The organism is Duganella sp. CF458, assembly GCF_900113115.1.
Taxonomy (GTDB): Bacteria; Pseudomonadota; Gammaproteobacteria; order Burkholderiales; family Burkholderiaceae_D; genus Rugamonas.
The window spans coordinates 147195-172718 of the sequence record NZ_FOOF01000013.1 but is presented as its reverse complement, the minus strand read 5'-3'; the positions used below and the strand labels follow the sequence as shown (position 1 = coordinate 172718).

General features: G+C 62.9%; 26 protein-coding genes. 19 read left to right on the top strand and 7 right to left on the bottom strand.

The genetic code is table 11. The features are described 5' to 3' along the window. Window positions 1-9: 9 nt before the first annotated feature. The 14 genes from BM269_RS20500 (at window position 10) to BM269_RS20435 (ending at window position 13154) form a co-directional block, all read left to right on the top strand. Complete coding sequence (locus tag BM269_RS20500; RefSeq protein WP_090441273.1) at window positions 10-516, top strand: DUF2059 domain-containing protein; 507 nt, start codon at window positions 10-12, stop codon at window positions 514-516. Window positions 517-527: 11 nt separating this feature from the next. Then, window positions 528-1610, top strand: coding sequence for a 3-phosphoserine/phosphohydroxythreonine transaminase (serC, locus tag BM269_RS20495; protein ID WP_090441270.1), 1083 nt, complete (start codon window positions 528-530; stop codon window positions 1608-1610). Between the two features lie 27 nt (window positions 1611-1637). Continuing rightward, entirely contained in the window at window positions 1638-2711 is a 1074-nt protein-coding gene (gene pheA / locus BM269_RS20490) for a prephenate dehydratase (protein WP_090441267.1), read from the top strand. 20 nt (window positions 2712-2731) lie between these two features. Continuing rightward, window positions 2732-3850, top strand: coding sequence for a histidinol-phosphate transaminase (hisC, locus tag BM269_RS20485; protein WP_090441264.1), 1119 nt, complete (start codon window positions 2732-2734; stop codon window positions 3848-3850). Then, window positions 3843-4757 carry a prephenate dehydrogenase gene (locus tag BM269_RS20480; RefSeq protein ID WP_090441261.1) on the top strand — a complete coding sequence of 305 codons (915 nt, stop codon included), beginning with the start codon at window positions 3843-3845 and terminating at the stop codon, window positions 4755-4757. The genes hisC and BM269_RS20480 overlap by 8 nt, the downstream gene beginning before the upstream one ends. A 9-nt stretch (window positions 4758-4766) precedes the next feature. Next, window positions 4767-6098, top strand: a complete 1332-nt coding sequence (aroA, locus tag BM269_RS20475; RefSeq protein ID WP_090441258.1) for a 3-phosphoshikimate 1-carboxyvinyltransferase — start codon at window positions 4767-4769, stop codon at window positions 6096-6098. A gap of 125 nt (window positions 6099-6223) precedes the next feature. Further along, window positions 6224-6892 (top strand): (d)CMP kinase, encoded by a 669-nt coding sequence (gene cmk / locus BM269_RS20470; protein ID WP_090441255.1) that lies wholly within the window; start codon window positions 6224-6226, stop codon window positions 6890-6892. Window positions 6893-6969: 77 nt separating this feature from the next. Further along, window positions 6970-8646: a 30S ribosomal protein S1 gene (rpsA, locus tag BM269_RS20465; RefSeq protein ID WP_090441252.1), complete on the top strand. Its 1677-nt coding sequence runs from the start codon at window positions 6970-6972 to the stop codon at window positions 8644-8646. 16 nt (window positions 8647-8662) lie between these two features. Continuing rightward, window positions 8663-8968: an integration host factor subunit beta gene (locus tag BM269_RS20460; protein ID WP_057260302.1), complete on the top strand. Its 306-nt coding sequence runs from the start codon at window positions 8663-8665 to the stop codon at window positions 8966-8968. Window positions 8969-9215: 247 nt separating this feature from the next. Next, window positions 9216-9521, top strand: a complete 306-nt coding sequence (locus BM269_RS20455; RefSeq protein ID WP_090441249.1) for a LapA family protein — start codon at window positions 9216-9218, stop codon at window positions 9519-9521. Window positions 9522-9528: 7 nt separating this feature from the next. Then, on the top strand, window positions 9529-10704 hold the full coding sequence (gene lapB / locus BM269_RS20450; protein WP_090441246.1) for a lipopolysaccharide assembly protein LapB: 1176 nt from the start codon (window positions 9529-9531) through the stop codon (window positions 10702-10704). Between the two features lies 1 nt (window position 10705). Next, window positions 10706-11632, top strand: coding sequence for a D-glycero-beta-D-manno-heptose-7-phosphate kinase (rfaE1, locus tag BM269_RS20445; protein ID WP_090441243.1), 927 nt, complete (start codon window positions 10706-10708; stop codon window positions 11630-11632). A gap of 184 nt (window positions 11633-11816) precedes the next feature. Beyond that, the gene (locus tag BM269_RS20440) at window positions 11817-12746 is read left to right on the top strand and encodes an OmpA family protein (RefSeq protein ID WP_170860442.1); all 930 of its coding nucleotides are present in this window, start codon (window positions 11817-11819) and stop codon (window positions 12744-12746) included. Between the two features lie 99 nt (window positions 12747-12845). Then, on the top strand, window positions 12846-13154 hold the full coding sequence (locus tag BM269_RS20435; protein WP_090441417.1) for a ComEA family DNA-binding protein: 309 nt from the start codon (window positions 12846-12848) through the stop codon (window positions 13152-13154). A 54-nt stretch (window positions 13155-13208) separates the two neighbouring features. On the opposite strand, the gene BM269_RS20430 is transcribed toward BM269_RS20435, so the two are convergent. Next, complete coding sequence (locus tag BM269_RS20430; protein ID WP_090441235.1) at window positions 13209-14921, bottom strand: FAD-dependent oxidoreductase; 1713 nt, start codon at window positions 14919-14921, stop codon at window positions 13209-13211. A 65-nt stretch (window positions 14922-14986) separates the two neighbouring features. Here BM269_RS20430 and BM269_RS20425 point away from each other — a divergent pair, with 65 nt between their 5' ends. Then, window positions 14987-15547: a GNAT family N-acetyltransferase gene (locus tag BM269_RS20425; protein ID WP_090441233.1), complete on the top strand. Its 561-nt coding sequence runs from the start codon at window positions 14987-14989 to the stop codon at window positions 15545-15547. Window positions 15548-15570: 23 nt separating this feature from the next. Then, window positions 15571-16473, top strand: coding sequence for a cysteine synthase CysM (gene cysM / locus BM269_RS20420; RefSeq protein ID WP_090441230.1), 903 nt, complete (start codon window positions 15571-15573; stop codon window positions 16471-16473). 52 nt (window positions 16474-16525) lie between these two features. Here the strand turns inward: cysM and BM269_RS20415 are convergent, their stop codons facing one another. The 5 genes from BM269_RS20415 to BM269_RS20395 all read right to left on the bottom strand — a co-directional run bounded on the left by BM269_RS20415 (window position 16526) and on the right by BM269_RS20395 (window position 22127). Beyond that, window positions 16526-16864, bottom strand: coding sequence for a hypothetical protein (locus tag BM269_RS20415; protein ID WP_090441225.1), 339 nt, complete (start codon window positions 16862-16864; stop codon window positions 16526-16528). Between the two features lie 246 nt (window positions 16865-17110). Further along, complete coding sequence (mltB, locus tag BM269_RS20410; protein WP_090441222.1) at window positions 17111-18211, bottom strand: lytic murein transglycosylase B; 1101 nt, start codon at window positions 18209-18211, stop codon at window positions 17111-17113. Then, window positions 18208-20226: a transglutaminase TgpA family protein gene (locus BM269_RS20405; protein ID WP_090441219.1), complete on the bottom strand. Its 2019-nt coding sequence runs from the start codon at window positions 20224-20226 to the stop codon at window positions 18208-18210. Before BM269_RS20405 ends, mltB begins: the two co-directional genes overlap by 4 nt. Then, a complete protein-coding gene (locus BM269_RS20400) occupies window positions 20223-21182 on the bottom strand; it encodes a DUF58 domain-containing protein (RefSeq protein ID WP_229204722.1) in 960 nt (319 codons plus the stop codon). Before BM269_RS20400 ends, BM269_RS20405 begins: the two co-directional genes overlap by 4 nt. 24 nt (window positions 21183-21206) lie before the next feature. Further along, the gene (locus BM269_RS20395) at window positions 21207-22127 is read right to left on the bottom strand and encodes an AAA family ATPase (RefSeq protein WP_090441215.1); all 921 of its coding nucleotides are present in this window, start codon (window positions 22125-22127) and stop codon (window positions 21207-21209) included. A 73-nt stretch (window positions 22128-22200) separates the two neighbouring features. Here BM269_RS20395 and BM269_RS20390 point away from each other — a divergent pair, with 73 nt between their 5' ends. Genes BM269_RS20390 through ylqF form a run of 3 tightly spaced genes read left to right on the top strand, consistent with a single transcriptional unit; the run spans window position 22201 to window position 24716 of the window. After that, window positions 22201-23127 carry a histone deacetylase family protein gene (locus tag BM269_RS20390; protein ID WP_090441212.1) on the top strand — a complete coding sequence of 309 codons (927 nt, stop codon included), beginning with the start codon at window positions 22201-22203 and terminating at the stop codon, window positions 23125-23127. Window position 23128: 1 nt separating this feature from the next. Then, on the top strand, window positions 23129-23731 hold the full coding sequence (locus BM269_RS20385; RefSeq protein WP_090441209.1) for an energy transducer TonB: 603 nt from the start codon (window positions 23129-23131) through the stop codon (window positions 23729-23731). Between the two features lie 37 nt (window positions 23732-23768). After that, window positions 23769-24716 (top strand): ribosome biogenesis GTPase YlqF, encoded by a 948-nt coding sequence (ylqF, locus tag BM269_RS20380; RefSeq protein ID WP_090441206.1) that lies wholly within the window; start codon window positions 23769-23771, stop codon window positions 24714-24716. A gap of 16 nt (window positions 24717-24732) precedes the next feature. Here ylqF and BM269_RS20375 read toward each other — a convergent pair whose 3' ends face one another. After that, the gene (locus BM269_RS20375) at window positions 24733-25521 is read right to left on the bottom strand and encodes a DODA-type extradiol aromatic ring-opening family dioxygenase (protein WP_090441203.1); all 789 of its coding nucleotides are present in this window, start codon (window positions 25519-25521) and stop codon (window positions 24733-24735) included. Window positions 25522-25524 lie beyond the last annotated feature (3 nt).

Here is a 25524-nt window from a genome sequence, read left to right as displayed (position 1 = left end):
GGAGCAAGCATGAAGAAGATCGCCTTCGCCGCCGCAGTATTCGCCTTCGCCGCTGCCGCCCATGCAGCGCCGCCAAGCGAGGCTTCCATCCGTGAGCTGATGGACACCACCGGCGCACGCGCCAACATGGCTTCCTCGCTGCAAAACCTGGCGAAGGCGCTGCCGCAGATCCTGCGCATACGTGCGGAGGCGGTGGTGCGCAATAATCCAAAGCTCAACGACGAGCAGCGCAAGGCCGAAATGGCAAACGTCGAACGCCGCATGCCGGTCATCACCACTGCCCTGCAAAAGGACTTGAACGATCCGAAAATGGTCGACGAGCTGTACAACCAGGTGGTGCCGCTGTATGCCCGCCATTTCACGCAGGATGAAGTGAAGGCCTTGACGGCGTTTTACCGCAGCCCGATCGGCAAGAAATCGCTGGAAGTCATGCCGGTGCTGATGGGCGAAAGTGCCCAGGCCGCACAAAAGCTGATGCAGGAACGCGCGAAGCGCATTGTCGAACAAACGAAGTAAGGAGTCTCGAAGTGGCGAACATCTACAATTTCTCCGCCGGCCCGGCCGTGCTGCCAAAGGAAGTGCTGCAACAGGCGGCCGCTGAAATGCTGGACTGGCAGGGCAGCGGGATGTCCGTCATGGAGATGAGCCACCGCGGGCCTGAATTCATTTCGATCTACAAGGCTGCCGAACGAGACCTGCGCGAGCTGCTGGCTGTGCCGGACAACTACAAGATCCTGTTCATGCAGGGCGGCGGCTTGTCGCAAAATGCCGTGCTGCCGATGAACCTGTGCGGCGGCGCCGACAGCACCATCGATTTCGTGCAGACCGGCTCCTGGTCCAGCAAGTCGATCAAGGAAGCGGCGCGCTATGCCCGCGTCAACGTGGCCGCTTCGTCGCAGGCAACCGGTTTCGACCGCGTGCCGGACCAGGCGGAATGGAAACTGACCCCGGGCGCGTCCTACCTGCACATCTGTACCAACGAGACGATTGACGGCGTCGAGTTCAACTTCGTGCCGACCGCGCAGGGCGGGACCGATATCGTGGCCGACATGTCGTCCCATATCCTGTCGCGCCCGGTGGACGTCAGCAAGTACGGCGTCATCTTCGGCGGCGCGCAAAAGAATATCGGCCCGGCCGGCGTCACTGTGGTGATCGTGCGCAATGACCTGATCGGCAAGGCGCTGCCGTTCTGCCCTTCCGCCTTCGATTTCAAGAACGTGGCGGAGAATGAATCGATGTACAACACGCCACCGACCTACGGCATTTATATTGCCGGGCTGGTGTTCCAGTGGCTGAAGAAGCGGGGCGGCCTGGCCGCCATGGAAAAGCGTAATATTGAGAAAGCCGAGCTGCTGTACCAGGCGCTCGACGCCGACGACTTCTACCAGAATCGCGTCGCAAAAGAATTCCGTTCGCGCATGAACATTCCGTTCTACCTGCGCGACGAATCGAAAAATGAAGCATTCCTGGCCGGCGCGAAGGCGCGCGGGCTGTTGCAGCTGAAGGGCCACAAGTCCGTCGGTGGTATGCGGGCATCGATCTATAACGCGATGCCGATCGAGGGCGTGCAAGCGCTGGTCGACTATTTGAACGAATTTGCTGGGCGCTAGAACCGGCAATACAGTGAACGCAAACTGATGACAGACAAACTGAAACCTCTCCGCGAGAAGATCGATGCGATCGACGCGCAAATCCTGGCGCTGCTGAACGAGCGCGCCGAAGTGGCGCAGGAAGTCGGCCACGTAAAAGCCGAAACCAACGCCCCCGTATTCCGTCCCGAGCGCGAAGCCCAGGTGCTGCGCGGCGTGGCCGATCGCAATCCGGGCCCGCTGGGTGCACGCGAAGTGCAGACCATCTTCCGAGAAATCATGTCGGCATGCCGCGCGCTGGAGCGCCGCGTGACCGTGGCCTACCTCGGTCCGGCCGGCACCTTCAGCGAACAGGCGGTCTACGCGCAATTCGGCACCGCGGTGGATGGCATTCCTTGCGTCTCCATCGACGAAGTGTTCCGCGCGACTGAAGCCGGTACCGCCGATTTCGGCGTGGTGCCGGTCGAGAATTCCTCCGAAGGCGCGGTGAACCGCACGCTGGACCTGATGCTGGCCACGCCTTGCCTGATCTCGGGCGAGATCGCGATTGCCGTTCACCACAGCCTGATGACCAAGACCGGCACCATGGAAGGCGTGCAGGTGATCTGCGCCCATTCGCAAGCGCTGGCCCAATGCCAGGTGTGGCTGAACCAGAATTACCCGCATATCGAGCGTCGCGCCGTGGCATCGAATGCCGAAGCGGCGCGCATGGCCGGCGACGATCCCGGCATCGCCGCGATCGCCAGCGAGCACGCCGGTGCGCAATATGGCCTGGGCGTGGTGAATGCCCACATCCAGGACGACCCGCACAACCGCACCCGCTTCGTGGTGATCGGCAGCCTGCACACCAACCCGTCCGGCCGCGACCACACCTCGGTGATCCTGGCCGTGCCGAACAAGGCCGGCGCGGTGTACCAGCTGCTGGCGCCCTTGGCCAAGCACGGCGTGTCGATGACGCGTTTCGAGTCGCGCCCGGCCCGCATCGGCACCTGGGAATACTATTTCTATGTAGACGTAGAAGGGCACGTACAAGACCCGTCCGTGACAAAGGCATTGGCTGAACTCAAGGACAATGCTGCCTTCTTCAAAGTGCTGGGCTCTTACCCGACCAGCCTCACCTGACCTTTAAAGAGATTAGATCCATGTCCAAGAATTACGGCCCTGAATACGTTCGTGCAATCGCCCCTTACCAGGCCGGCAAGCCTATCTCCGAAGTGGCGCGCGAGTTCGGCCTGAAGGAAGAGTCCATCGTTAAACTGGCATCGAACGAGAACCCGTTCGGCGTGCCGGAATCGGCGCAGAAGGCCATGGCCGCTGCCGCTGCGGAGCTGGGCCGCTACCCGGATGCCAACGCCTTCGACCTGAAGATGGCGCTGTCCAAGCGCTACGACGTGCCGATGGACTGGATCACCCTGGGCAATGGCTCCAACGACATCCTGGAAATCGCTGCACACGCCTTTGTTGAGCGCGGCCAGTCCGTGGTGTACTCGCAGTATTCGTTCGCCGTGTACGCGCTGGCGACCCAGGGCATCGGCGCGCGCCACATTGTGGTGCCGGCCAAGAACCATGGCCACGACCTGGATGCGATGGCTGCTGCGATTGAAGCGGACACCAAGCTGGTGTTCATCGCCAACCCGAACAACCCGACCGGCACCTTCGTGACCGGCGCCGAGATCGAAGCCTTCCTGCAGAAGGTGCCGGCGAACGTGGTGGTCGTGCTGGACGAGGCGTACAACGAATTCCTGAAGAAGGAAGACCAGTACGAGTCAGCCGCCTGGGTCAAGAAGTACCCGAACCTGCTGGTGTCGCGTACCTTCTCCAAGGCCTATGGCCTGGCCGGCCTGCGCGTGGGCTTCGCACTGGCGCAGCCGGAAGTGACCGACCTGATGAACCGTATCCGCCAACCGTTCAACGTGAACTCGCTGGCGCAAGCCGCGGCCATCGCTGCGCTGAACGACAAGGACTTCCTGGACAAATCGGCGGCCAACAATACCGCGGGCTACGAGCAGTTCGTGGAGGCGTTCAAGGATATGGGCCTGGAGTACGTGCCTTCGTACGGCAACTTCGTGCTGGTGCGCGTGGGCTCGGATGACGCGGCTGGTGCGCGCATCAACCTGGCGCTGCTGAAGCAGGGCGTGATCGTGCGCCCGGTGGGTAACTACGGCTTGCCGCAGTGGCTGCGTATTTCCATCGGCCTGCCGCAAGAGAATGCGGTACTGATTACTGCGCTGCGCAAGGCGCTGGCGGAGAACCGTGCTTAACAAGGTTGTCATCTTTGGCGTTGGCCTGATCGGCGGCTCGTTTGCGCGGGGGCTGAAGCAGGCTGGCGCTGTCCGGCATCTCGTGGGTGTTGACCGTTCGGAAGCGTTCCTGGCGCGGGCGCTTGAGCTGGGCATTATTGACTCGGCCATCCGGCCGGGTTACCGGTTTGAAGAAGCAATCGCCGGCGCCGACCTGATCCTGCTGGCCGCGCCAGTCGCACAGACCGCCCGCATCCTGCAGTCGATCCTGCCCCACCTGGACGCCAGCACCATCGTCACCGACGCCGGCAGCACCAAATCCGATGTGGTGGCCGCTGCCCGCGCCGTGATGGGCGACAAGCTAAGCCAATTCGTCCCCGGCCACCCCATCGCCGGGCGCGAAACCAACGGCCCCGACGCCGCCATCGTCGACCTGTACAAAGGCAAGAAAACCGTCCTCACCCCACTGGCCGAGAACGACCCAGCTGCCGTGGAGCGCGTGGCCAATGCCTGGAAAGCCTGCGGCGCCATCATCCACACCCTGACCCCGGAAGAGCACGACAAAGTGTTCGCCGCCGTCAGCCACCTTCCCCACCTGCTGGCCTACGCGCTGGTAGACGACATCGAGCGCAAGCCCCACTCGGATTTGCTGTTCCAATATGCTGCCAGCGGATTCCGCGACTTCACCCGCATCGCCGGCAGCTCGCCTGAAATGTGGCGCGACATCAGCCTCGCCAACCAGGCCGCACTCCTGACTGAGCTGGATGCTTATCTGGCACAATTAACCCGCTTGCGCGCCAGCCTTGCCGCTGGCGACGCCGCCGCCCTTGAAGCCACCTACGCCAACGCCCAGCGCGCGCGGCGGCAATGGATCGAGACCATCGAGGCGGCTGAGCCGCCACAGCCGAAAGACGCGGCGGCAGAATAAGGAACACGCATGACTGAATATCCGCATTACCTCGACCTGCTGCCGGTCGCCCGTGCCGAGGGCACGGTGCGCCTGCCAGGTTCGAAATCCATTTCCAACCGCATCCTGCTGCTGGCCGCATTGGCTGAAGGCGAAACCCGCGTGATCGACCTGCTGGCGTCCGACGATACCGCCGTGATGCTGGCTGCACTGCGCTCCCTGGGCGTGGAGTGGACCGAACACCGTGAAGGCGAAAGCACCGTGCACGTGCTGCAGGGCGTGAAAGGCAGCTGGCCGCTGCGCAGCGCCGACCTGTTCATGGGCAACGCCGGCACCGCGATCCGTCCGCTGACCGCGGCGCTGGCCGTGATCGGCGGCGACTACAAGGTGCACGGCGTGCCGCGCATGCACGAGCGTCCGATCGGCGACCTGGTCGACGCGCTGAATGCCGCCGGCGCCGATATCGAATACACCATGAACAAGGGCTACCCGCCGCTGCACATCCGCAGCGGCGAGTTCAAGTCGCAACGCCTGTCGGTGCGTGGCGATGTGTCGAGCCAGTTCCTGACCGCTCTGCTGATGGTCGCCCCGCTGATGGCGCGCGAGCATGCCGTGACCATTGAGGTGGAAGGCGAACTGATTTCCAAGCCTTACATTGAAATCACGCTGAACCTGATCCGCCGCTTCGGCGGCGTGGTGGAGCAGGACGGCTGGTCGTCGTTCACCATTCCGGCCGGCCAGACGTACAAGAGCCCGGGCACCATCCATGTGGAAGGCGATGCCTCCAGCGCATCCTACTTCCTGGCTGCCGGCGCGATTGGCCGTGGCCCGGTGCGCGTCCAGGGCGTGGGCAACAACTCGATCCAGGGCGACGTGCGCTTTGCGCAAGCGCTGGAGCAGATGGGCGCGACCATCGTCATGGGCGACAACTGGATCGAAGCCAGTGCGAACGGCCCGCTGAAGGCGGTCGACATGGACTTCAACCATATTCCGGATGCGGCGATGACGATTGCCGTGGCTGCACTGTATGCCGAAGGCACCACGACCCTGCGCAATATCGCCTCCTGGCGCGTGAAGGAAACGGACCGCCTGTCGGCCATGGCGACCGAGCTGCGCAAGCTGGGCGCCAAGGTGGAAGAGGGCGCTGATTGGCTGTCGGTCACCCCGCCAGCGGTGCTGCTGCCGGCTGCCATCGATACGTATGATGACCATCGCATGGCGATGTGCTTCTCGCTCGCCTCGCTGGATGGCTTTGTCCGTCAGGGCGCCAAGGTTCGCATCAATGATCCAAAATGCGTCGCGAAGACGTTCCCGGAGTATTTCACCGCGTTTGCGTCGATCGCGAAGCGTGGTAGCGTTTAACTTTTAGCCAAAACCGGTAGTTCGGTGCCTGACCCGCAGGGTCAGGCACCGCTCTGCGGCCGTCGCGTCATAGGTGCCTGACCCTGCGGGTCAGGCATCGGTCTACCGGCTTAGAAATTAACCATATGCCAACATCGAACATCCCAGTCATCACCATCGACGGCCCGACCGCTAGCGGCAAGGGCACCGTGGCCCACAAGGTCGCGGAGAAGCTTGGCTTCCACCTCCTCGATTCCGGTGCCCTGTACCGCCTGACCGCGCTGCAGGCCCTGCGCCGCGAAACCAGCCTGAACGACGAGCATGCCCTGGCCAAGCTGGCCGAGCACCTCAACATCCATTTCGCCGGCGACGCCATCTACCTGTCGCAGGAAAACGTCACCGACGCCATCCGTGCCGAAGAAGTTGGCAATACGGCATCGAAAATCGCCGCCTTGCCGGCAGTAAGGCAAGCCCTGTACGGCCTGCAGCTGAGTTTCCGCAAGACCCCCGGGCTGGTGGCCGACGGCCGCGACATGGGCTCGGTGATCTTCCCGCACGCCCCCTTGAAGGTGTTTTTGACCGCCTCCGTGGAAGCGCGCGCCGAGCGGCGCTATAAGCAATTGATCGGAAAGGGAATTTCTGCTAGTATGCAAGACCTGCTGATGGATTTGAAAGCGCGCGACGACCGGGATATGAACCGGGCCATTGCACCGCTGGCGCCAGCAGAGGGTGCTTACCTCCTCGATACGTCTGCCATGAACGCTGATGAAGCGACCGAGCAGGTGTTGAAATGGTGGGCCGCCACCCATAAATAAATAGCTGTTTTTGTTCAACCCTCAACCCAGTTGAAGCCGCATAGTGCGGGCCTTACTGGCTAACCTGGAAATAAATAATGGAAAGTTTTGCAGCCCTCTTCGAAGAGTCCCTGTCGCGTCAAGACATGCGCTCTGGCGAAGTGATCTCCGCTGAAGTCGTGCGTCTGGACCACAACTTTGTGATCGTCAACGCCGGCCTGAAATCGGAAGCTTTCATTCCTGTTGAAGAATTCAAGAATGACCAAGGCGAACTGGAAGTCAAAGTAGGCGACTTCGTTTCCGTGGCCATCGAATCGCTGGAAAATGGTTTCGGCGATACCATCCTGTCCCGTGACAAGGCCAAGCGCCTGGCATCGTGGCTGGCACTGGAAAAAGCAATGGAATCCGGCGAGATCGTCGTTGGTACCGTCAATGGCAAAGTCAAGGGCGGCCTGACCGTTCTGACCAACGGCATCCGTGCTTTCCTGCCAGGTTCGCTGGTAGACACCCGTCCAGTTAAAGACACCACCCCATTCGAAGGCAAGACCCTCGAGTTCAAGGTTATCAAGCTGGACCGCAAGCGCAACAACGTGGTTCTGTCCCGCCGCGCCGTCATCGAAGCTTCGATGGGCGAAGAGCGTCAGAAGCTGATGGAAACCCTGAAAGAAGGCACCGTGGTGACCGGCGTCGTCAAGAACATCACCGACTACGGTGCGTTCGTTGACCTGGGCGGCATCGACGGCCTGCTGCACATCACCGACCTGGCATGGCGTCGTGTACGTCACCCATCGGAAGTGCTGACCGTGGGCCAGGAAATCACCGCCAAGGTCCTGAAGTACGATCAAGAGAAGAACCGTGTGTCCCTGGGCGTGAAGCAACTGGGCGACGATCCTTGGACCGGTCTGTCCCGTCGTTACCCACAAGGCACCCGCCTGTTCGGTAAAGTCACCAACCTGACCGACTACGGTGCGTTCGTTGAAGTTGAACAAGGCATCGAAGGCCTGGTTCACGTGTCCGAAATGGACTGGACCAACAAGAACGTGGCTCCAAACAAAGTCGTTCAACTGGGCGACGAAGTTGAAGTCATGGTCCTGGAAATCGACGAAGAGCGTCGTCGTATCTCCCTGGGCATGAAGCAGTGCAAGGCAAACCCTTGGGACGACTTCGGCATGACCCATAAGAAGGGCGATAAGGTCAAAGGCGCGATCAAGTCGATCACCGACTTCGGCGTGTTCATCGGCCTGCCAGGCAACATCGACGGCCTGGTGCACCTGTCCGACCTGTCCTGGACCGAGTCCGGCGAAGAAGCCGTACGCAAGTTCAAGAAAGGTGACGAACTGGAAGCCGTGGTTCTGGCGATCGACGTTGAGCGTGAGCGCGTTTCCCTGGGCGTCAAGCAACTGGAAGGCGATCCATTCAACAACTTCGCAGCCATGAACGACAAGGGCTCCCTGGTCACCGGTACCGTTAAGTCGGTTGAGCCAAAAGGCGCCGTGATCCAGCTGTCCGAAGAAGTTGAAGGCTACCTGCGCGCTTCCGAAATCTCCCGCGACCGCGTGGAAGATGCCGGCACCCACCTGAAGGTTGGCGATTCCGTGGAAGCCCTGGTGATCAATATCGATCGCAAGGCACGTTCGATCCAGCTGTCGATCAAAGCTAAAGACAACGCGGACACCGCTGAAGTGATGTCGAAGATGGCCGCTGACTCCAGCGCCGCTTCCGGCACCACCAGCCTGGGCGCGCTGCTGAAGGCCAAGTTCGACAACAAGAACTAATCTACCGGGCACTTAGATGACTAAGTCCGAATTGATCAACCGCCTGGCTGAGCGTTACTCTCAGCTGGTGGCCAAAGATGCGGAGTATGCCGTCAAGACCATTCTCGATGCGATGACCAACGCCTTGGCTGAAGGCCAGCGCATCGAGATCCGTGGTTTTGGCAGCTTTGCCCTGAATTCGCGGCCGCCACGCATTGGACGCAATCCGAAGTCCGGCGACAAAGTGATGGTCCCTGAAAAACGGGTGCCGCACTTCAAGCCTGGCAAGCAGCTGCGCGAGCGGGTCGATGCGATGGTCGGGCAACCGATTATTGAGGACTGAGTCTCTGGCACAGTAGAATGAAGGGGCGGGCATTTGCCGGCCCCTTTTTTGTTGGTTAGAACCGGTAAACCTGGGTCAGACCCAAGGATCAGACCCTCAACGGTTTCGAAGCCACTGGTTTGGTTCAAGGCTTTTGATTTTTCAAGAAGATCAAAGTCGCACAACCGAAACCCCAGGCCGTTGAGCAGACAGGGTCAGACCCTTGGGTCTGACCCAGATTTACCGGTTTTAAAGATAGGAACCAAGAATGAAATTTATTTCCACCGCCTTCGGCGTTGTCCTGTTTGTCCTGTTCTTTGGTTTTGCCCTGAAAAATACGCAGGAAGTCGACCTGCACTTGTTCCTGAATTACGAGCTGCGCGGCCCACTGGTGCTGATGCTGCTGGCCTTCTTCGTGGCCGGCGCCGCCCTGTGCATCCTCGCGCTGACTCCTACCTTGTTCCGCCAGCGCCGCGAAGCGAACAAGCAGAAATCCACTATCCAATCCCTGCAGACCGCGGCCATGCAAGTGAATGAGCGCCCGCTGCCGGATAGCATCAACACCCAGCAATAAGAGAAATATGGATTTTGAACTCTGGTGGCTGCTGGGTATCCCAGCTATGTTTGCCCTCGGCTGGATCGCCGCTCGCGTCGATATCCGCGCCGTGGTGTCCGAATCGCGCTCCCTGCCGCGCGGCTATTTCCGTGGCCTGAACCACCTGCTGAACGACCAGCCGGACAAGGCCATCGACTCCTTCATCGAGATCGTCAAGCTCGACCCCGAGACGGCCGACATGCACTTCGCACTGGGCAACCTGTTCCGCCGCCGCGGCGAGACGGAGCGCGCCATCCGCGTGCACCAGAACCTGTTGTCGCGTCCCGACCTGCCGGCCGAACAGCGCGCCCACGCCGAATATGAGTTGGGGCAGGATTACCTGAAGGCCGGCCTGCTGGACCGAGCCGAAGAAACCTACACGCGCCTGCTTGACACCACCTATGCCGTGCAAGGCCGCAAGGCGCTGCTGGAAATCTACCAGCGCGAAAAGGAATGGAAGCGCGCCATCGAAGCCGCACTGGCGTTGCAGGAAGCCGGCGCCGGCTCGCGCCAGAAAGAGATTTCGCAGTTCTACTGCGAGCTGGCGCAGGACGCGCTGGTGCACATGAAGCCCGAAGAAGCGGAAAGCCTGCTGGAACAAGCCCTGCAAGCCGACCGTTCCAGCGTACGCGCCACCATCCTGTGCGGCGATGCGCAGCTGGCCAAAGGCGACACCGAAGCCGCGCTGCTCACCTGGCGCCGCGTCGAGCAGCAATCCGTGCCGCACACCGCCCTGGTGGCAACGCGCCTGATGGACGGCTACCGCAAGGTCGGCCGCCCGCAGGAAGGCGTCAGCCTGCTGAAGTCCTACCTGGAACAGGCATCCTCGATCGACTTGCTGGAAGTGGTGTTCAAGGCGGTCATCGAACTGGATGGCGTGGACGCCGCCAAGCAAGTGGTGCTGGACGAACTGCGCCGCACGCCGACCCTGCTCGGCCTCGACAAGCTGCTGGAAGCGCGCATGATGGATGCGCCGGCCTCGGTACTGTCCGAACTGTCCATGGTGAAGAACCTGGTGCACGGCTACACGCAAAAGCTGGCCCGCTACCAATGCAGCCACTGCGGCTTCAAAGCCCGCCAGTTCTACTGGCACTGCCCGGGTTGCAGCCGCTGGGATTCCTACCCGCCGCGCCGCACCGAAGAACTCAACGTAATGAACTGATATGAGCAAAGCGCCCGCACTCGATAAAGTACGCATCCTCGTCGCCGGCGACGTCATGCTGGACCGTTACTGGTTCGGCGACGTCAGCCGCATTTCGCCGGAAGCCCCGGTCCCCGTGGTGCGCATCGAACGCCGCGAAGCCCGTCTGGGCGGCGCCGCCAACGTCGCACGCAATTCCGCGGCATTGGGCGCGCACGCCGGCCTGCTGGGCATCGTCGGCGCCGACGAAGCCGGCACGGAAGTGGAGCAACTGCTGCAAAGCGGCGGCATCCACAGCTACCTGAAACACGACAGCGCGATTTCCACCATCATCAAGCTGCGCGTGATCGGCCGCCAGCAGCAGATGGTGCGCATCGACTTCGAAGAGCCGCCAAGCGACGCCGTGCTGCGCAACAAGCTGGTGCAGTTCAAGACCCTGCTGCCGGAATACGACGTGATCGTACTGTCCGACTACAACAAGGGCGGCCTGGTCGACGTGGCCGAAATGATCGCCACCGCCCGCGCGGCCGGCAAGATCGTGATGGTCGACCCGAAAGGCGACGACTTCTCGCCCTACAAAGGCGCCAGCGTGCTGACCCCGAACAAATCGGAACTGAAGCGCATCGTGGGTTCCTGGAACAGCGAAGAACAGCTGGTGACCAAGGCGCAAAACCTGCGCGCCGAACTGTCGCTGGACGCGCTGCTGCTGACCCGGTCGGAAGAGGGCATGACCCTGTTCACCGACGAAGGCATCCACAACGTACAAGCCAGCGCCCGCGAAGTGTTCGACGTCTCCGGCGCAGGCGACACCGTGATCGCCACCATGGCCGCCATGCTGGGCTCCGGCGCCGGCTGGCAGGAAGCCGTCGAAACCGCCAACCGCGCCGGCGGCATCGTGGTCGGCAAGCTCGGCACCGCCACCGTCACCCGCGACGAACTATTCGCATAAAAGTCGGGGTCAGCTCTGGCAATCGGACATAAATTTCGCTTGCGAAATTTATGTCCGATTGCCAGAGCTGACCCCGACTTTCATTAGCGCTGGTGGCGAGGGATTTTTGTTATATTGGCAATCCGTTTAATCTTTCCGGACTGCTATGCGCCTGCTCATCCTTTCCCTGCTTGCTGCGCTTTCGATGCAAGCACACGCCCAGCCCAATTTCTCCAAAGACATCGCGGGCGGCAGCGACCATCCGCTGCTGCATCGCTATGAGGGCTCGATGCTCCATATGTACGGCGGCGAGAATATGGGGCAGGTCCGCGTCGTCGACACGGAAGCCGGCAAGCCGGTCCTGCGCAAGGTGGAGGGCAAGACGGCCAACCGCTTTTACTGGGGGCCGAAAGGCCGCAGCGCGCTGGAAATTCACCGCAATTACCAGCAGGCGTTGAGTGCTGCCGGGTTCAAGATCTTGTACGCCTGCGAGACCGACCAGTGCGAAAAGGATAAGGCGCAGCGCCTGGTGCAGGAGTTGCCGCGCGAAGTGAACTGGAAATCTTCCGATGCTTATATCAACAGCATTTTCAACAGCGCCAACCAGCCGCGCTTTCACCTGGTCAGCGCCGCCAAGCCTGGGCCGGGCGGCAGTACCTATGTGATGGTTGCCTTGTCCGAATACGCTGATTACCAGCGCGTGCGCCAGTTCGTGCAAATCGTCGAACCGACTGTGATGGAAGGCGGCAAGGTGACCGTCGACACCCGCGCCATCCAGGACGGCTTGCAGCGTGACGGCAAGGTGGCGCTGTATGGCGTGACCTTTGACACCAACAAGGCTGTGATCCGCGAGCAATCCAGCGAGCAGCTGGAGCAGATGGCCAAGGCTTTACAAGCACAGCCCAAAACGAAAGTCTTCATCGTCGGCCACACCGATGACCAGGGCGAGTTCGAGGCCAACCTGGTCCTGTCTCAGAAGCGCGCTCAGGCTGTGGCCGATGCGCTGGCCGGCAAGTATGGCATCGCCGCCAACCGCATGATGCCGCGTGGCGTCGCCAACCTCGCACCGGTGGGCAGCAACGCCAGCGAGGAAGGGCGCGCGAAGAACCGTCGTGTGGAATTAGTCGTGCGTTGATTGATCTGCCTCAAACTGCGCGTGCCTCGCGTCAGCCGGAAGGCGCGGGCCGCGTTGTGGCTGAACGAGGTCTTCTCGTGTCCACATATGGAGGTCATCATGATCAGGAAACTGCTGCTTGCCGTCGCCGCGTTGGTCGCTTGCATGGGCATGGCATTCGCCCAGGTTGACGTGAACAAAGCCGATCAGGCTGCACTCGATAGCGTCAAAGGGATCGGCCCGGCCAAGTCCAAGGCCATCATGGCGGAACGCGCGAAAGGGGAGTTCAAGGACTGGGCCGACCTGGAACAGCGCGTCAAGGGCATCGGCGAGAAAAACGCCATGAAGTTGTCGGAGGCCGGGCTGATGGTCAACGGCAAATCGCGTGAAGGCGCGGCACCGGCCCGCAAGGAGGCTGCACGCAAGTAAGCAAGTGAGTAAGGCAGGCTGCCGCCGTGCATGACGGCGGCAGGCAAGCGTGCTTCAGATGGAAGTGACCGGCAAGTTGGCCAGGAAGGCGTGGATCTGGGATACCACGGCCGCGCCTTCTCCTACACCGGCCGCTACGCGCTTGGTGGAGCCGGAGCGCACGTCGCCGATGGCGAACACGCCGGGTACGCTGGTTTCCAGGGGCGCGCGCTGCGGTGCATCGGCCAGCGTCATCTTGGCGCGGCACTGGTCCTTGATGGCATCGAAACCGGTGCGGATGAAGCCTTGCGCGTCGACTTCCACGCCGCAGTCGGCCAGCCAGGCCGTATTCGGGTCGGCGCCGATGAACAGGAACATGCGGCACACGTCGCAGCTGTCAACTTCGCCGGTGTCCTTGCAGCGGAAGGTGACCTTGGACAGGCCGTCGTCGTTGCCTTCCAGCGCCACGATCTCGGTATGCGTGTGCAGTTCGATATTCGGCGTGGCCTTGATGCGGTCGATCAGGTAGGTCGACATGGTGGCTTTCAGGCCGTCGCCGCGGATCACCATATGCACCTTGGAGGCAAAGCCGGACAGGAATACGGCAGCCTGGCCGGCGGAATTGCCGCCGCCTACCAGCACCACTTCTTCCGACTTGCACAACTTGGCTTCGATAGGCGAAGCCCAGAAATAGATGCCGCGGCCTTCGAACTCGCCGATGTTGTGCAGGTCGGGGCGCTTGTAGCGCGCGCCGCTGGCCAGGACCACGGTCTTGGCGCGCACGATTTGTCCGCCGTCGATTTCCACCCGCAGCGGCCAGCTATCGCACAACAGGCGGGTGGCTGGCGCTGGAATGGCGACTTCGACGCCGAATTTCTGCGCCTGCACGAAGGCGCGGCCGGCCAGGGCGCGGCCCGAAATGCCGGTCGGGAAGCCAAGGTAGTTTTCAATGCGCGCGCTGGCCGCAGCCTGGCCGCCGTAGGCGCGCTGCTCCAGGGCCAGCACCGACAAGCCTTCCGAACCGGCATACACCGAGGTCGCCAGGCCGGCAGGCCCGGCGCCGACCACCACCACGTCCCACAGCTTGTCGGAATCGATTTCCGGCAGCAGGCCAATGCAGTAGCCCACTTCCGCATTGCTCGGGTTTTTCTTCACCACGCCGTCGGGACACACCACCAGCGGCCAGTCGTCCTGGCCCGGTTCGTAGTACTCGCACAGCGCGCGCGCCTGCTCGTCCTCTTTCGGGTCGAGGATGCTGTAAGGGTAGCCGTTGCTGCTCAAGAATGAGCGCAGGTGGAACAGGGCCGCATTGCCGGGCGGGGACACCAGCACCAGGCCGCCGCCTTCGCGCTCCAGCAGGCCGACGCGGCGCAGGATCAGGGCGCGCACAATGCGCTCACCCAATTCCGCTTCGGCGATCACCAGCGCGCGCAGGTTCTCCGGCGACACTTCCAGCACTTCGACATCGTCCTTGGCGGTGGCGTTGACCAGGGAAGGGCGGCCCGACAGCTGCGATACCTCGGCGGTGAATTCGCCGGGACCGTGTTCGGCCAGCAGTTCAGTATTGCCCAGGCCATCGTATTTGCAGATGGTGACGGTGCCCTTCAACGTGATGATCATGCCAAAGCAGGTATGGCCCGCTTCCAGGATGCGCACGCCGCGTGCGTATTGGCGCACTGTGCCGAAGCGGTGCAGGCGCTTGATCTCCTGCTCGGTCAGCACCGGATTGAACTGGTGCCGGCGGCCTTCCATGGTGGATGGAATGGAGATGACTTCAGTGTCGCTCATGGATGAAAACTCCTGTAGTAATCCATGTAGTTTAATGCAATTCCCCCGGCCTGCTATGATTTGCCATGACCTTTACGATCCGGCCGCTGCAACCAGGGGAATTGGCCGCCTTCTTCCATTACCTGAACGACCACCTGCTTGATAACGGACGCGATGGCGCGCCCTTGTTCCAGCCCATGTCGCGCACCAGCGCCGGTTTCCCGCCGGAGAAGGTGAATGGCTTCAACACCGGGCTGCAGGCCAGCTTCGGCCAGCAAGGCTGGCGCCGGGTCTGGATCGCGCTGTCCGAAGGCGAAATCATGGGACATATCGACCTGCGCTCGCGCCCCGAAGCGACGGCCCGCCATCGCTGCCTGCTGGGCATGGGCGTGCATCGCGCCGCCCGTCGCAGCGGCCTGGGCGCCGCGCTGGTGGCCACGGCGGCCGGCTGGGCGCGCGAACAGGGCCTGGAATGGGTGGACCTGGAAGTCCTGGCGGGCAATGCCCCGGCGCGCGCGCTATACCGGAAATGTGGTTTCGTGCAGACCGGCGAGATCCAGGACTTGTTCCGGATCGACGGCGAAAGCCTGGGCTATGTCTTCATGTCCCTGCACCTCGCGGCCGAAGCGGATAAAATGGTCGTTTGACAGAACAAACCATAGCAGGAACCATGGGATACAAAACAATCGCCGATACCATCGGTAACACGCCGCTGGTGCAGCTGGTACGCATCCCCGGCGCAGAAGCCGCCGCGCGCGGCAACGTCATCCTCGGCAAGCTGGAGGGCGACAACCCGGCCGGTTCGGTCAAGGACCGCGCCGCCATGTCGATGCTGCGCCGGGCCGAAGAGCGCGGCCAGATCAAGCCGGGCGACACCCTGATCGAGGCGACCAGCGGCAATACCGGCATCGCACTGGCCATGGCCGCCGCCATTCGCGGCTACAAGATGATCCTGCTGATGCCGGAGAACCTGAGCGAAGAGCGCCGCATGAGCATGGCCGCCTATGGCGCCAACATCATCCTGACCCCGAAAACCGGCGGCATGGAATACGCGCGCGACCTGGCCGAGCAGATGCAGAAGGACGGCAAGGGCATCATCCTCGACCAGTTTGCCAACGGCGACAATCCGCGCGCCCACTACGAGGGCACTGGTCCGGAAATCTGGCGCGATACCGAAGGCCGCGTCACGCACTTCGTGTCCGCCATGGGTACCACCGGCACCATCATGGGCGTGTCGCAATACCTGAAGGAGCAGAACGAGAACGTGCGCATCATCGGCGCCCAGCCGGAAGAGGGCTCGTCGATTCCCGGCATCCGCAAATGGCCGGAAGCCTACCTGCCGAAGATTTACGACAAGGCGCGCGTGGACCAGGTGGAATACGTGTCGCAGGCAGCGGCGGAACGCATGGCGCGTCGGCTGGCTGCTGAAGAGGGCATCTTCTGCGGGATTTCGGCAGCGGGTGCCTGTGAGATTGCGCTGCGTATTTCGCAGCAGGTGGAAAACGCGACGATCGTGTTCATCGTCTGCGATCGCGGCGACCGCTATCTGTCGACCGGCGTGTTCCCGGCCTAAGCGTGGCGGCGCTCACCCTCCCCGGGCGGGGAGGGTAAAACAGGAGCTGAAATCAGCCCTTGTTTTCGGAGCCGACGCCTTCTTTCGGCTTGAACTGCTTGTCGCTGATGCGGAACTTATTGCGGCGGTCGCCCATCAGGTAGCGCAGGTCACGGATGCTCAGGTCGGAAACCTCGTGCATGCGGATCAGCAGCGATGCGCCAACCGGCAGGCGGTGGTGGCGGATCTTGGAGATCACAGGCGGCGCCACTTCCAGAGCGCGCGACAGGGCCGCATCGTTCTTCAGGCGCAGGTTTTCGATCAGGGTGTCGAGCAGACGGTTCGGATTGTACTGCAGCAGATCATCGCCTTCCGACTCGTTGTTCATATCATTACCGACTTGGTTGGTCATGTCTTCTGTTCCTTCTCTAAAGTTGTCCTGCTAACGACCCAAATCCTGAGACGGATTCCTGTTTAACAAGTTTCATAATATATACACAATTGTACAACAGCGCGGTCAGCAGTACTTGCGTGCAACAAAAAATAGTATATTGCTCTCGAAACGCGTTGTCCTATCGCAACATTCTGAGAGAATTCTACCTGAATTTTTGTGTTAGGGTAATTCTATACTCTTGTATATCACACAAGTTACACGCAGTTACAAAGTTTCTCTCATTGAAAGCTTTACGGCGCGCCCCAGTTCGACTACCGACATGGCATAGAAATAACTTCGGTTGTACTTTGTAATAGAAAAGAAATTATTGCTTCCGACCCAGTATTCGGTAGGATCCGATCCGTTCTGCAGATCAACCAAGCCATACAAGCCCGGCGGCAATTCCGTGTCGGGGTGCACGCCGGCCGCCAGCAGGTCGGCACCGCTGACCTGGGCTTCCAGGCCGGTATTCAGGTATTTCTCCCATGCACGCTCGGGCGAGACGGTGGCCGGATAGGCCAGCCGTACTGGATCGTCGCGCTTCCAGCCGTGCGCCACCAGGAAATTGGCGACGCTGCCGATGGCATCTGCCGCCGAGTTGCGCAGGTCGACCTTGCCATCGCCGTCGAAATCCACGCCCAGCTGGTAGATATTGCTTGGCATGAATTGCGGCATGCCGACTGCGCCCGCGTAAGAGCCGGTCAGCGATAGCGGGTCGATGCCTGCCTGGCGCGCCGAGACGATGGCCGCTTCCAGTTCGCCGCGGAAGAATGCCATGCGCGCTTCGCGATTCGGCGTCAGCGGATAGGAGAAGGCCAGGGTGGCCAGCACGTCGAGCACGCGGAACTTGCCCATGTCGCGGCCATAGATGGTTTCCACGCCGATGATGCCGACGATGATTTCGGCCGGCACGCCGTACAGCGCTTCGGCGCGCGCCAGCGTGTCGCGGTGGGCGTTCCAGAATTCGGCGCCTGCATTGATGCGCCTCGGTTCGATGAATCGGCTGCGATAGGCTTGCCAGTTCTTTGGCTTGCCCGGCGGCGCCGGCTTCACCAGCTGCACTGCCGCGTCGATATAGCGCACTTCAAGGAACAGCTTTTCCGATTCGGCGACCGGCACACCGTGCTTCAGTTCCATGTCGCCCATGAACTGCTGCACGTCCTTCCATTGGCCGAAGTTGACGAATTCGCCGCTGTAATCAATAGCAGGCTTCTTGGGGGCGGGCCGGGCCTTGGCTGGCTTGCGCGGCGCGGCATCGGCTGCCGGCGCCAGGCCGATGCAAGCCATGGCCAGCATGGCGGAGGGGAAATTCTTTAGAAAAATCATCGGGATTGCTTCAGCAAACTGTTCAGCCGTGCGACTGGGTTATCTTCTCGTTGTGCTGCCGGCGCGCCATATTTGAGTGCGCCGTACAGCGTCAGGAATCCTGTCATGGCAACTATTTTCTCGTGCGGCAGTTTCAGTTGCCGCACGCGTTGCGCCAGGTCCAGCGGGCCTTCGTCCGGCGCCTTGTCCACGCCATGCCGCGCCAATTGGCGGCAGAAGGCGAGGTAGGCGGCATCGACGGGATCGCGCGCCCGTTCGGTGCGGCGGTATTTCATCCACCACACCAGCCCGGCGCACAGGGCGAGTCCTGCCAGCAGGCGCCAGTCGCCAAAGGCGGCCGCCAGTGCCCTGAGGAAATCTTGCTGCCTGTTTGGATTGTAATCGAGGATCCATTGATTCCAAGCATTATTCATCGCGCTGATGCCAAAACGCATCTGTGCCAGCCAGGAAGTCTGGTCGCGCGCCAAATCGGCTAAGCCTTGCAATCCGAAAGGCGCCACTTGCGGCAAGGTTTGCGCCAGGCTGGTGCGAATGCGCTCGGGTGCCACGGCGGCGGTCGGGTCGACGCGCGTCCAGCCGCGCTGGGGCCCGAGCCAGACTTCGCTCCAGGCATGGGCATCGGACTGGCGCACCGTGTAATAGCCGTCGACCGGATTGCGTTCGCCGCCCTGGTAGCCGTTCACCACGCGCGCCGGCAGGCCCGCCGCGCGCATCACGTAGACGAAGGAGCCGGAAAAGTGTTCGCAGAATCCCTTGCGCGTATCGAACAGGAATTCGTCGATTTCATCGCGGCCAAGCCGGCCCGGCTCCAGCGTGTATTCAAAGCCTTTGCGGAACATGTCCAGCACGGTGGCGATGGCGACATCGTCGCCGCGTTCGGCGCGCAGGGCCTGGATCTGCGCCGCATAGCGCAGCGTACGCGGATTGAAGCCTTGCGGAAGCTGCAGCCAGCGCTCCAGGACTTCCGGCTCCAGGCCAGGCTGGGCGACATGGTTCGGGTGCGCCACCGAGGTGTAGCGCATGCGCTTGTCGCTGCTGGCGCCCACCAGTTGTTCCAGCTCCGCGGTGTAGGCCGGGTTGCCTCCGTCGACACTGGGGCCGGGATCGCTCAGCTCCAGCATGAACAGGAACTGGCGGCGGCCCGGCTCCAGCGTCACCTCATAGGGATAGGACGGCCCTTTCCAGGCCAGCTGCCGGGCCAGGCGCAACTGGGCAACCGGATGCAACGGGCGGCCGATGCGGCTCCAGGTGCGCCCGTCGTAGTTGCTCAGCACCGGCCCGCGCCAGTAAAGCTGTTCCTGCGGCGGCGCGGCGCCATCGAAGCGGGCGCGGAACGCCACTTCTTCCGACAGCGCCAGGCTGGTCATGGAGCCGGGCGACATGGTGTCGGACATGCCGCTCTTGCCGCCGGCATCACCGGGCAAGCCCCACAACGGGCCCTGGATGCGCGGGAAACCGACGAACAGCAGCACGCCCAGCGGCGCGGCAATGAGAAAGACGCGTCCGGCCAGCTTCAGGCGCGCCGCCAGCGGCGGCACGCTGCCGGTGAACTGGAAGGTGATCTGCGCCGACAGCAGGACGATGATGGTGGCAATCATCGCCAGTGCGGTGAGAATCGACTGCGAGTAGAAGAAATTCGTCAGCAGCAGGAAGAAGCTGAGGAAGATCACCACGAACAGGTCGCGCCGCGCGTGCATCTCCAGCAGCTTGAAGGTCAGCAGCAGGGCCAGCATCGTCACGCCCGGCTCGCGCCCGAGCAGGGTGCGGAAGGTCAGGTAGACGCCGCCCATCGCCAGCAGCGAGACGGGCAGCAGCAGCCACATTGGCGGCAGGCGGCTGCCGCGCAGGGTAATCGCCCCGCGCCAGAACAATGTCAGGCAAACCGTGGCCGACGTCCACAGCGGCAGGTGGCCGAAGTGGGGCGCCAGCACCATCACCGCCGCCAGCAGCAGCAGCAGGGTATCGGCCTTGTCGCGCGTCAGGCGGCCGGCCATGCCGGTCAGGCGGGCAATCATGCGCCCTCCTTGCCGTGCAGTGCCAATACGCGCAGGCATTCGGCGCAATGCGCTTCGCCCAGGCCTTGCGCGATCTCGCGATGGCCGACATGGAGCGTATAGGGCAGGGCGCGCCGCTCCGCTTCCAGTACCCATGCGGTCAAGCGCGACAGGCGCACCTCGATATCGAGCAGCGGCGGCAGCGCTTTCAGGTCCAGCAGCAGGTCGGACACGGCGCCGCCTTCGAAATGCTTGCTCACCAGGTTGCCGCCGTCGGCAGGATGCAGGCGCGCGATCTGGCGCCAGGCCAGGTGGCGCATCGGGTCGCCGGGCTGGTAATTGCGGATGCCGGAGAAGTTATCCAGGCCCACGGTGCCGTAGCCATCCTCGCGCGCGGCGCCGGTGGTGGGCAGCGGCGGCGGCGTGAGCTCCGGCTGCGGGTAGACCAGCACCTTCAGGTCCGGTTGCCAGTACGACCAGGAGCCGAACAGGCCAAGCGGGAAGCGGGTGGACAGCCGTACGCGCGGCGCGGCCAGCCAGCCGCGTTCCGTGGTGGGGCGCGACAGGACCACGGCGGCGCTGCCCTTGGCGGCGACGTCGATCGACTGGCGCGCGTCGCCCTCGTCCTGGAAACCGAGCCAGATCGCGTAGCGGTCGCGCGGCGTGGCATTCCGCACCAGTAGTTCGAACTGGGCCTCGTCGCCGGCGAACACCGGTTGGGCGCGGCCGGGCGCCAGGTGCAGGAAGGCCAGGTTCTTGGCCGTCATATACATGTCGACGACGGCGCAGGACCCGGTGAAAAAGGTCAGCACGAAGCCAAGGCCAAGGTTGTAGTTGACGGAGCCGATCAGCATGATCAGCAGCAGGCCGACAAAGGCCATGCCCGGCCTGGTCGGCAGGATGAAGACGCGGCGCATCACAAGGTGCACCTCGCCCGCTTCCTTGTCCTTCAGCTGGAACAGCCAGCGGTCAAGCATTCTCCTCGCTGGAGCAAGCATGGCTTATACCGGTACCGATTTTTGCAGTTGCAGCACCAGGTCGCGGCTGGCCAGCGCAGTGCCGTGCGAAGACTTGAGCGGCCGCAGGCGGTGGGCGCAGACCGGCACCAGCACGGCCTGCACGTCTTCCGGCATGGCGTGGTCGCGGCCTTCCAGTGCGGCCCAGGCGCGCGCGGCTTGCAGCAGGGCCAGCGCGGCGCGTGGGCTCAGTCCTTCGGCAAAGAAACCGTTCTGGCGCGAAGCCTGCGCCAGCGCCTGCACATAATCGATCAGGGCCGGAGCGGCGTGGATCTGGCGCAGCGACAGCTGCGCGGCGTGCAGTTCGGCCGGCGTCATGGCCGGTGGAAGATGCTTGAGCATCTGGCGGCGGTCCTCGCCCATCAGCAGCGCGCGCTCGGCGGCAGCGTCGGGATAACCGAGCGAGATGCACATCAGGAAGCGGTCGAGCTGCGATTCGGGCAGCGGGAAAGTGCCGACCTGGTGGGTCGGGTTCTGCGTCGCGATCACGAAGAACGGTTCGGGCAGGGGGCGGGTCACGCCGTCGGCCGAGACCTGGCGCTCTTCCATCGCTTCCAGCAGGCCGGACTGGGTCTTCGGCGTGGCGCGGTTGATTTCGTCGGCCAGCAGCACTTGGGTGAAGATCGGGCCGGGGTGGAAACTGAAGGCATTCAGCTCGCGTTCATAGATCGAAACGCCGGCCACGTCGGCCGGCAGCAGGTCGCTGGTGAACTGGATGCGGTTGAACTGCAGGCCGAGCGACAGCGCCAGGGCGTGCGACAGGGTGGTCTTGCCGACCCCCGGCAAGTCTTCCAGTAAAAGGTGGCCGCCGGCCAGCAGGCAGGTCAGGGACTGGCGCACTTGCAATTCTTTGCCGACGATGACCTGGCCAACCTGGCGTGCTACGGCGTGTAATTTGGTATACATGGTTTTGGTACGTGTTTTGGTGGACCTGCCGCCGCATGGTAGATTACTCGCATTCTATGCGAGAACGCGATTCATGAGCACAGCAATTTACAGCCATCCCGACTGCCAGCGCCACGAAATGGGCGACTGGCATCCCGAATGCCCGGCACGCCTGCAAGCCATTGCCGACCAGTTGATCAATGCCCACATCGACGACCTGCTGGAACACCGCGACGCGCCGCTGGCCGATGAAGCTTCGATTGCGCGCAACCATACCGCCAATGCGATTGCCATCGTGCGCGACAACCTGCCGTGCGCCGGCGATTACTATCCGATCGATGGCGATACTTCGCTTAACGTTCACAGCTGGCAAGCCGCGCGCCGCGCCGCCGGCGCCGCCGTGGCAGCCACCGACGCCGTGCTCGACGGCGAGATCGACAATGCCTTCTGCGCCGTGCGCCCGCCGGGTCACCATGCGCGGCCGACCGAGCCGATGGGCTTCTGCCTGTTCAATAACGTGGCGATCGCCGTCAAGCACGCCCTCGACGTGCGCGGCCTGGAGCGGGTAGCGGTGGTCGATTTCGACGTCCACCACGGCAACGGTACCGAGGAAGCGCTGCTCGACGAGCCGCGCGCGCTGATGGTGAGCTTCTTCCAGCACCCGTTCTACCCGTATTGCGAAGTGCTGCCGGAGACGCCGAACCGCGTCAACGTGCCGGTGCCGGCCGGTTCCAAGGGCGACACGGTGCGCGCCCTGGTGCAGGAGAAATGGCTGCCGGCGCTGCATGCGTTCCAGCCGCAGATGATCTTCATCTCCGCCGGTTTTGATGCGCACCGCGAGGATGACCTGGGCGGCATGGGGCTGGTGGAAGCCGATTACGCCTGGATGACGCAGCAGGTGATGGAGGTCGCGCGCCGGCATGCGCAAGGCCGCATCGTGAGCTGCCTGGAAGGCGGCTACAACCTGTCGGCCCTGGGCCGCAGCGTGGTCGCCCATGTAAAGGCCCTGGCCGAGATCTGACATGCTGTCGCTGTTGCTTGCGCTGGCCGGTGCCAGCGCCTTTCCCTATGAGTCGCTGGCCACGCCGGCCAGTTGCACCGTGCCCGAGTGGCCGCGCGAAGCCGTGCGCTATGAGATCGAAGGCAGCACCATGCTGCAATTCCAGGTCGGCGCCGACGGTGCCGTGCGCAATGCGCATGTGAAGCAAGGCAGCGGCTGGAGCATCCTGGACCAGGCGGCGCTGGCCGGCCTGGCGCGCTGCCGTTTCAAGCCGGGGCTGGCCGCGGCGCGCGAGGGCGCCGTTTTCCCGCTGCAATATGCCTGGACGCTGGAAGGCCCGGCGCCGTTGCGGCCGATGCTGCTGCCCGGCAGTTGCGCCCCGTCGCAGCGCTTCCTGCGCTACGACAACCTGGAGCAGCGCCCCGATGGCCGGGCCGCCATCAAGCTGCGCTTCCTGGTCGACCCCGAGGGCAAGGCGCAGCGCATCGTGCCGGAGGCGGCGCATTTCGATGCCGGCGTGGTGCGCGATGCGGTAAGCTGGCTGCAAACTTGTCGTTTCGGCATCTCGCCCAAGGCCACCGGCGCCCGCACCGACACCTCGTTCGGCAGGGTGGTCTTGAGGTAAAATGGCGGATTGTTGATTCGATTCGTAAGGCAAGAGCATGTCTATCCAATGGTTCCCCGGGCATATGAACGCCGCCAAGAAAAAGGCGGCGGAACAGATGGCCGACGTCGATGTCGTCATCGAAGTGGTTGACGCGCGCCTGCCTGCGGCCAGCTGCAATCCGCTGGTGGAGGAACTGCGCAAGTTCCGCCAACGCCCTTGCCTGAAGATCCTGAACAAGATCGACCTGGCCGACCCGGATGCCACCGCGGCCTGGATCCGCCATTTCGAGCAGGACAAGACCGTCACCGCCTATGCGATGACGACCAAGAAGCCGTCCGACGTGGCCAAGGTGATTTCCAAGGCGCGCAAGCTGGCGCCGCACCGCAACGAGCCGATCAAGCCGCTGCGCATGATGATCATGGGCATTCCCAACGTCGGCAAGTCGACCCTGATGAATGCATTGCTCAAGCGCCGCGTGGCGAAAGTGGGCGACGAACCGGCAGTCACCAAGCAGCAGCAGAAGATTTACCTCGATCTGGAAACGGTGCTGATCGATACGCCAGGCCTGCTGTGGCCGAAGATCGAAATGCCGTCCGACGGTATGGCGCTGGCGGCTTCGCATGCGATCGGCGCCAATGCGCTGATCGAGGAAGAAGTGGCGGTATGGCTGGCGGAAGAACTGCTGCAGCGCTATCCGGAATTGCTGAAGGCGCGCTACAAGGCCGACGTGTCGGCCATGGACGGCGTGGCGCTGATCGAACGCGTGGCGCAACTGCGCAGCTATCGCTTGAAGGGCGGCGACTGGGACTTCGAGAAAGCATCGCATATGCTGTTGCTGGATTACCGCAGCGGCGCGCTGGGCCGCATTTCGCTGGAAACACCGGCCACCCGCGCCGCAGCGCTGGCGATCCACGCGGAAGCGGAGCGCATCAAGTCGGAAGAGGCGGAGCGCAAAGCCGCCGAGAAGGAAGCCGAACGCCTGAAGGGCAAGCGCGGCACCTGACCGCGACACCCTGGAATCAGCCCAGCATGAAGCTGCTGACCGCCAGCGCCCCCATGAAGCGGTCTTCGTGATACACCACCTGTGCGGCCGCATCCTCGGCCGCGCCTACCACCACCATCAACGGCAGCAAGTGTTCTTCGCGCGGGTGCGCCATACGCGCGGCCGGTGCACGCTCCCATTCCAGCAGGCGCCTGATGCGCTCGGCCGGCGCAGCAGTCATCGTGTCGCGCAGCCAGCCATCGAACACGTGTGAAGCCTCGGCGCCGGCGGCGTTGAAAGCGCGCAGGTTGTGGTAACTCAGGCCGCTGCCGACGATCAGGATGCCTTCGTCACGCAAGGGCCGCAGCAGGCGCCCGATCTCCAGGTGTTCGGCCGGGTCCAGGCCATGACGCAGCGAGAGCTGCACGATCGGCACATCGGCTTGCGGGAAGGCGGGATACATGGCGCTGAACGTGCCGTGGTCGAAGCCGCGCTCCGGATCCAGCCGGGCACGGGTACCCAGCAATTCGATCACGCGCGCCGCCAGTTGCGGCGAACCGGGGGCAGGGTACTGGATCTGGTAAGTATGGGGCGGGAAGCCGCCGTAGTCGTAGATCATCGGCGGCTTGGCCGACGATGAAACGAGGAAGTCGCGACCCTCCCAGTGCGCGGTGACCACCAGCAGGGCTTTCGGCTTGCCGCCGGCCAGGCGCGGCAAGTCGCGCAGCGCTGCATCCAGCTGGTCGTAAGCGTTGCCGAACTGGTCACGCATCCAGGGCCATGGGCCGCCGCCGTGCGACAGGAAGAAGGTGGGCAAGGTAGTCATGCC

Coding starts and splice junctions, on each gene's coding strand:
- BM269_RS20500 (WP_090441273.1), top strand. CDS start 10: ATGAAGAAGATCGCCTTCGCCGCCGCAGTATTCGCCTTCGCCGCTGCC.
- pheA (WP_090441267.1), top strand. CDS start 1,638: ATGACAGACAAACTGAAACCTCTCCGCGAGAAGATCGATGCGATCGAC.
- hisC (WP_090441264.1), top strand. CDS start 2,732: ATGTCCAAGAATTACGGCCCTGAATACGTTCGTGCAATCGCCCCTTAC.
- aroA (WP_090441258.1), top strand. CDS start 4,767: ATGACTGAATATCCGCATTACCTCGACCTGCTGCCGGTCGCCCGTGCC.
- cmk (WP_090441255.1), top strand. CDS start 6,224: ATGCCAACATCGAACATCCCAGTCATCACCATCGACGGCCCGACCGCT.
- rpsA (WP_090441252.1), top strand. CDS start 6,970: ATGGAAAGTTTTGCAGCCCTCTTCGAAGAGTCCCTGTCGCGTCAAGAC.
- BM269_RS20460 (WP_057260302.1), top strand. CDS start 8,663: ATGACTAAGTCCGAATTGATCAACCGCCTGGCTGAGCGTTACTCTCAG.
- BM269_RS20455 (WP_090441249.1), top strand. CDS start 9,216: ATGAAATTTATTTCCACCGCCTTCGGCGTTGTCCTGTTTGTCCTGTTC.
- lapB (WP_090441246.1), top strand. CDS start 9,529: ATGGATTTTGAACTCTGGTGGCTGCTGGGTATCCCAGCTATGTTTGCC.
- rfaE1 (WP_090441243.1), top strand. CDS start 10,706: ATGAGCAAAGCGCCCGCACTCGATAAAGTACGCATCCTCGTCGCCGGC.
- BM269_RS20440 (WP_170860442.1), top strand. CDS start 11,817: ATGCAAGCACACGCCCAGCCCAATTTCTCCAAAGACATCGCGGGCGGC.
- BM269_RS20435 (WP_090441417.1), top strand. CDS start 12,846: ATGATCAGGAAACTGCTGCTTGCCGTCGCCGCGTTGGTCGCTTGCATG.
- BM269_RS20430 (WP_090441235.1), bottom strand. CDS start 14,921: ATGAGCGACACTGAAGTCATCTCCATTCCATCCACCATGGAAGGCCGC.
- BM269_RS20425 (WP_090441233.1), top strand. CDS start 14,987: ATGACCTTTACGATCCGGCCGCTGCAACCAGGGGAATTGGCCGCCTTC.
- cysM (WP_090441230.1), top strand. CDS start 15,571: ATGGGATACAAAACAATCGCCGATACCATCGGTAACACGCCGCTGGTG.
- BM269_RS20415 (WP_090441225.1), bottom strand. CDS start 16,864: ATGACCAACCAAGTCGGTAATGATATGAACAACGAGTCGGAAGGCGAT.
- mltB (WP_090441222.1), bottom strand. CDS start 18,211: ATGATTTTTCTAAAGAATTTCCCCTCCGCCATGCTGGCCATGGCTTGC.
- BM269_RS20405 (WP_090441219.1), bottom strand. CDS start 20,226: ATGATTGCCCGCCTGACCGGCATGGCCGGCCGCCTGACGCGCGACAAG.
- BM269_RS20400 (WP_229204722.1), bottom strand. CDS start 21,182: ATGCTTGACCGCTGGCTGTTCCAGCTGAAGGACAAGGAAGCGGGCGAG.
- BM269_RS20395 (WP_090441215.1), bottom strand. CDS start 22,127: ATGTATACCAAATTACACGCCGTAGCACGCCAGGTTGGCCAGGTCATC.
- BM269_RS20390 (WP_090441212.1), top strand. CDS start 22,201: ATGAGCACAGCAATTTACAGCCATCCCGACTGCCAGCGCCACGAAATG.
- BM269_RS20385 (WP_090441209.1), top strand. CDS start 23,129: ATGCTGTCGCTGTTGCTTGCGCTGGCCGGTGCCAGCGCCTTTCCCTAT.
- ylqF (WP_090441206.1), top strand. CDS start 23,769: ATGTCTATCCAATGGTTCCCCGGGCATATGAACGCCGCCAAGAAAAAG.
- BM269_RS20375 (WP_090441203.1), bottom strand. CDS start 25,521: ATGACTACCTTGCCCACCTTCTTCCTGTCGCACGGCGGCGGCCCATGG.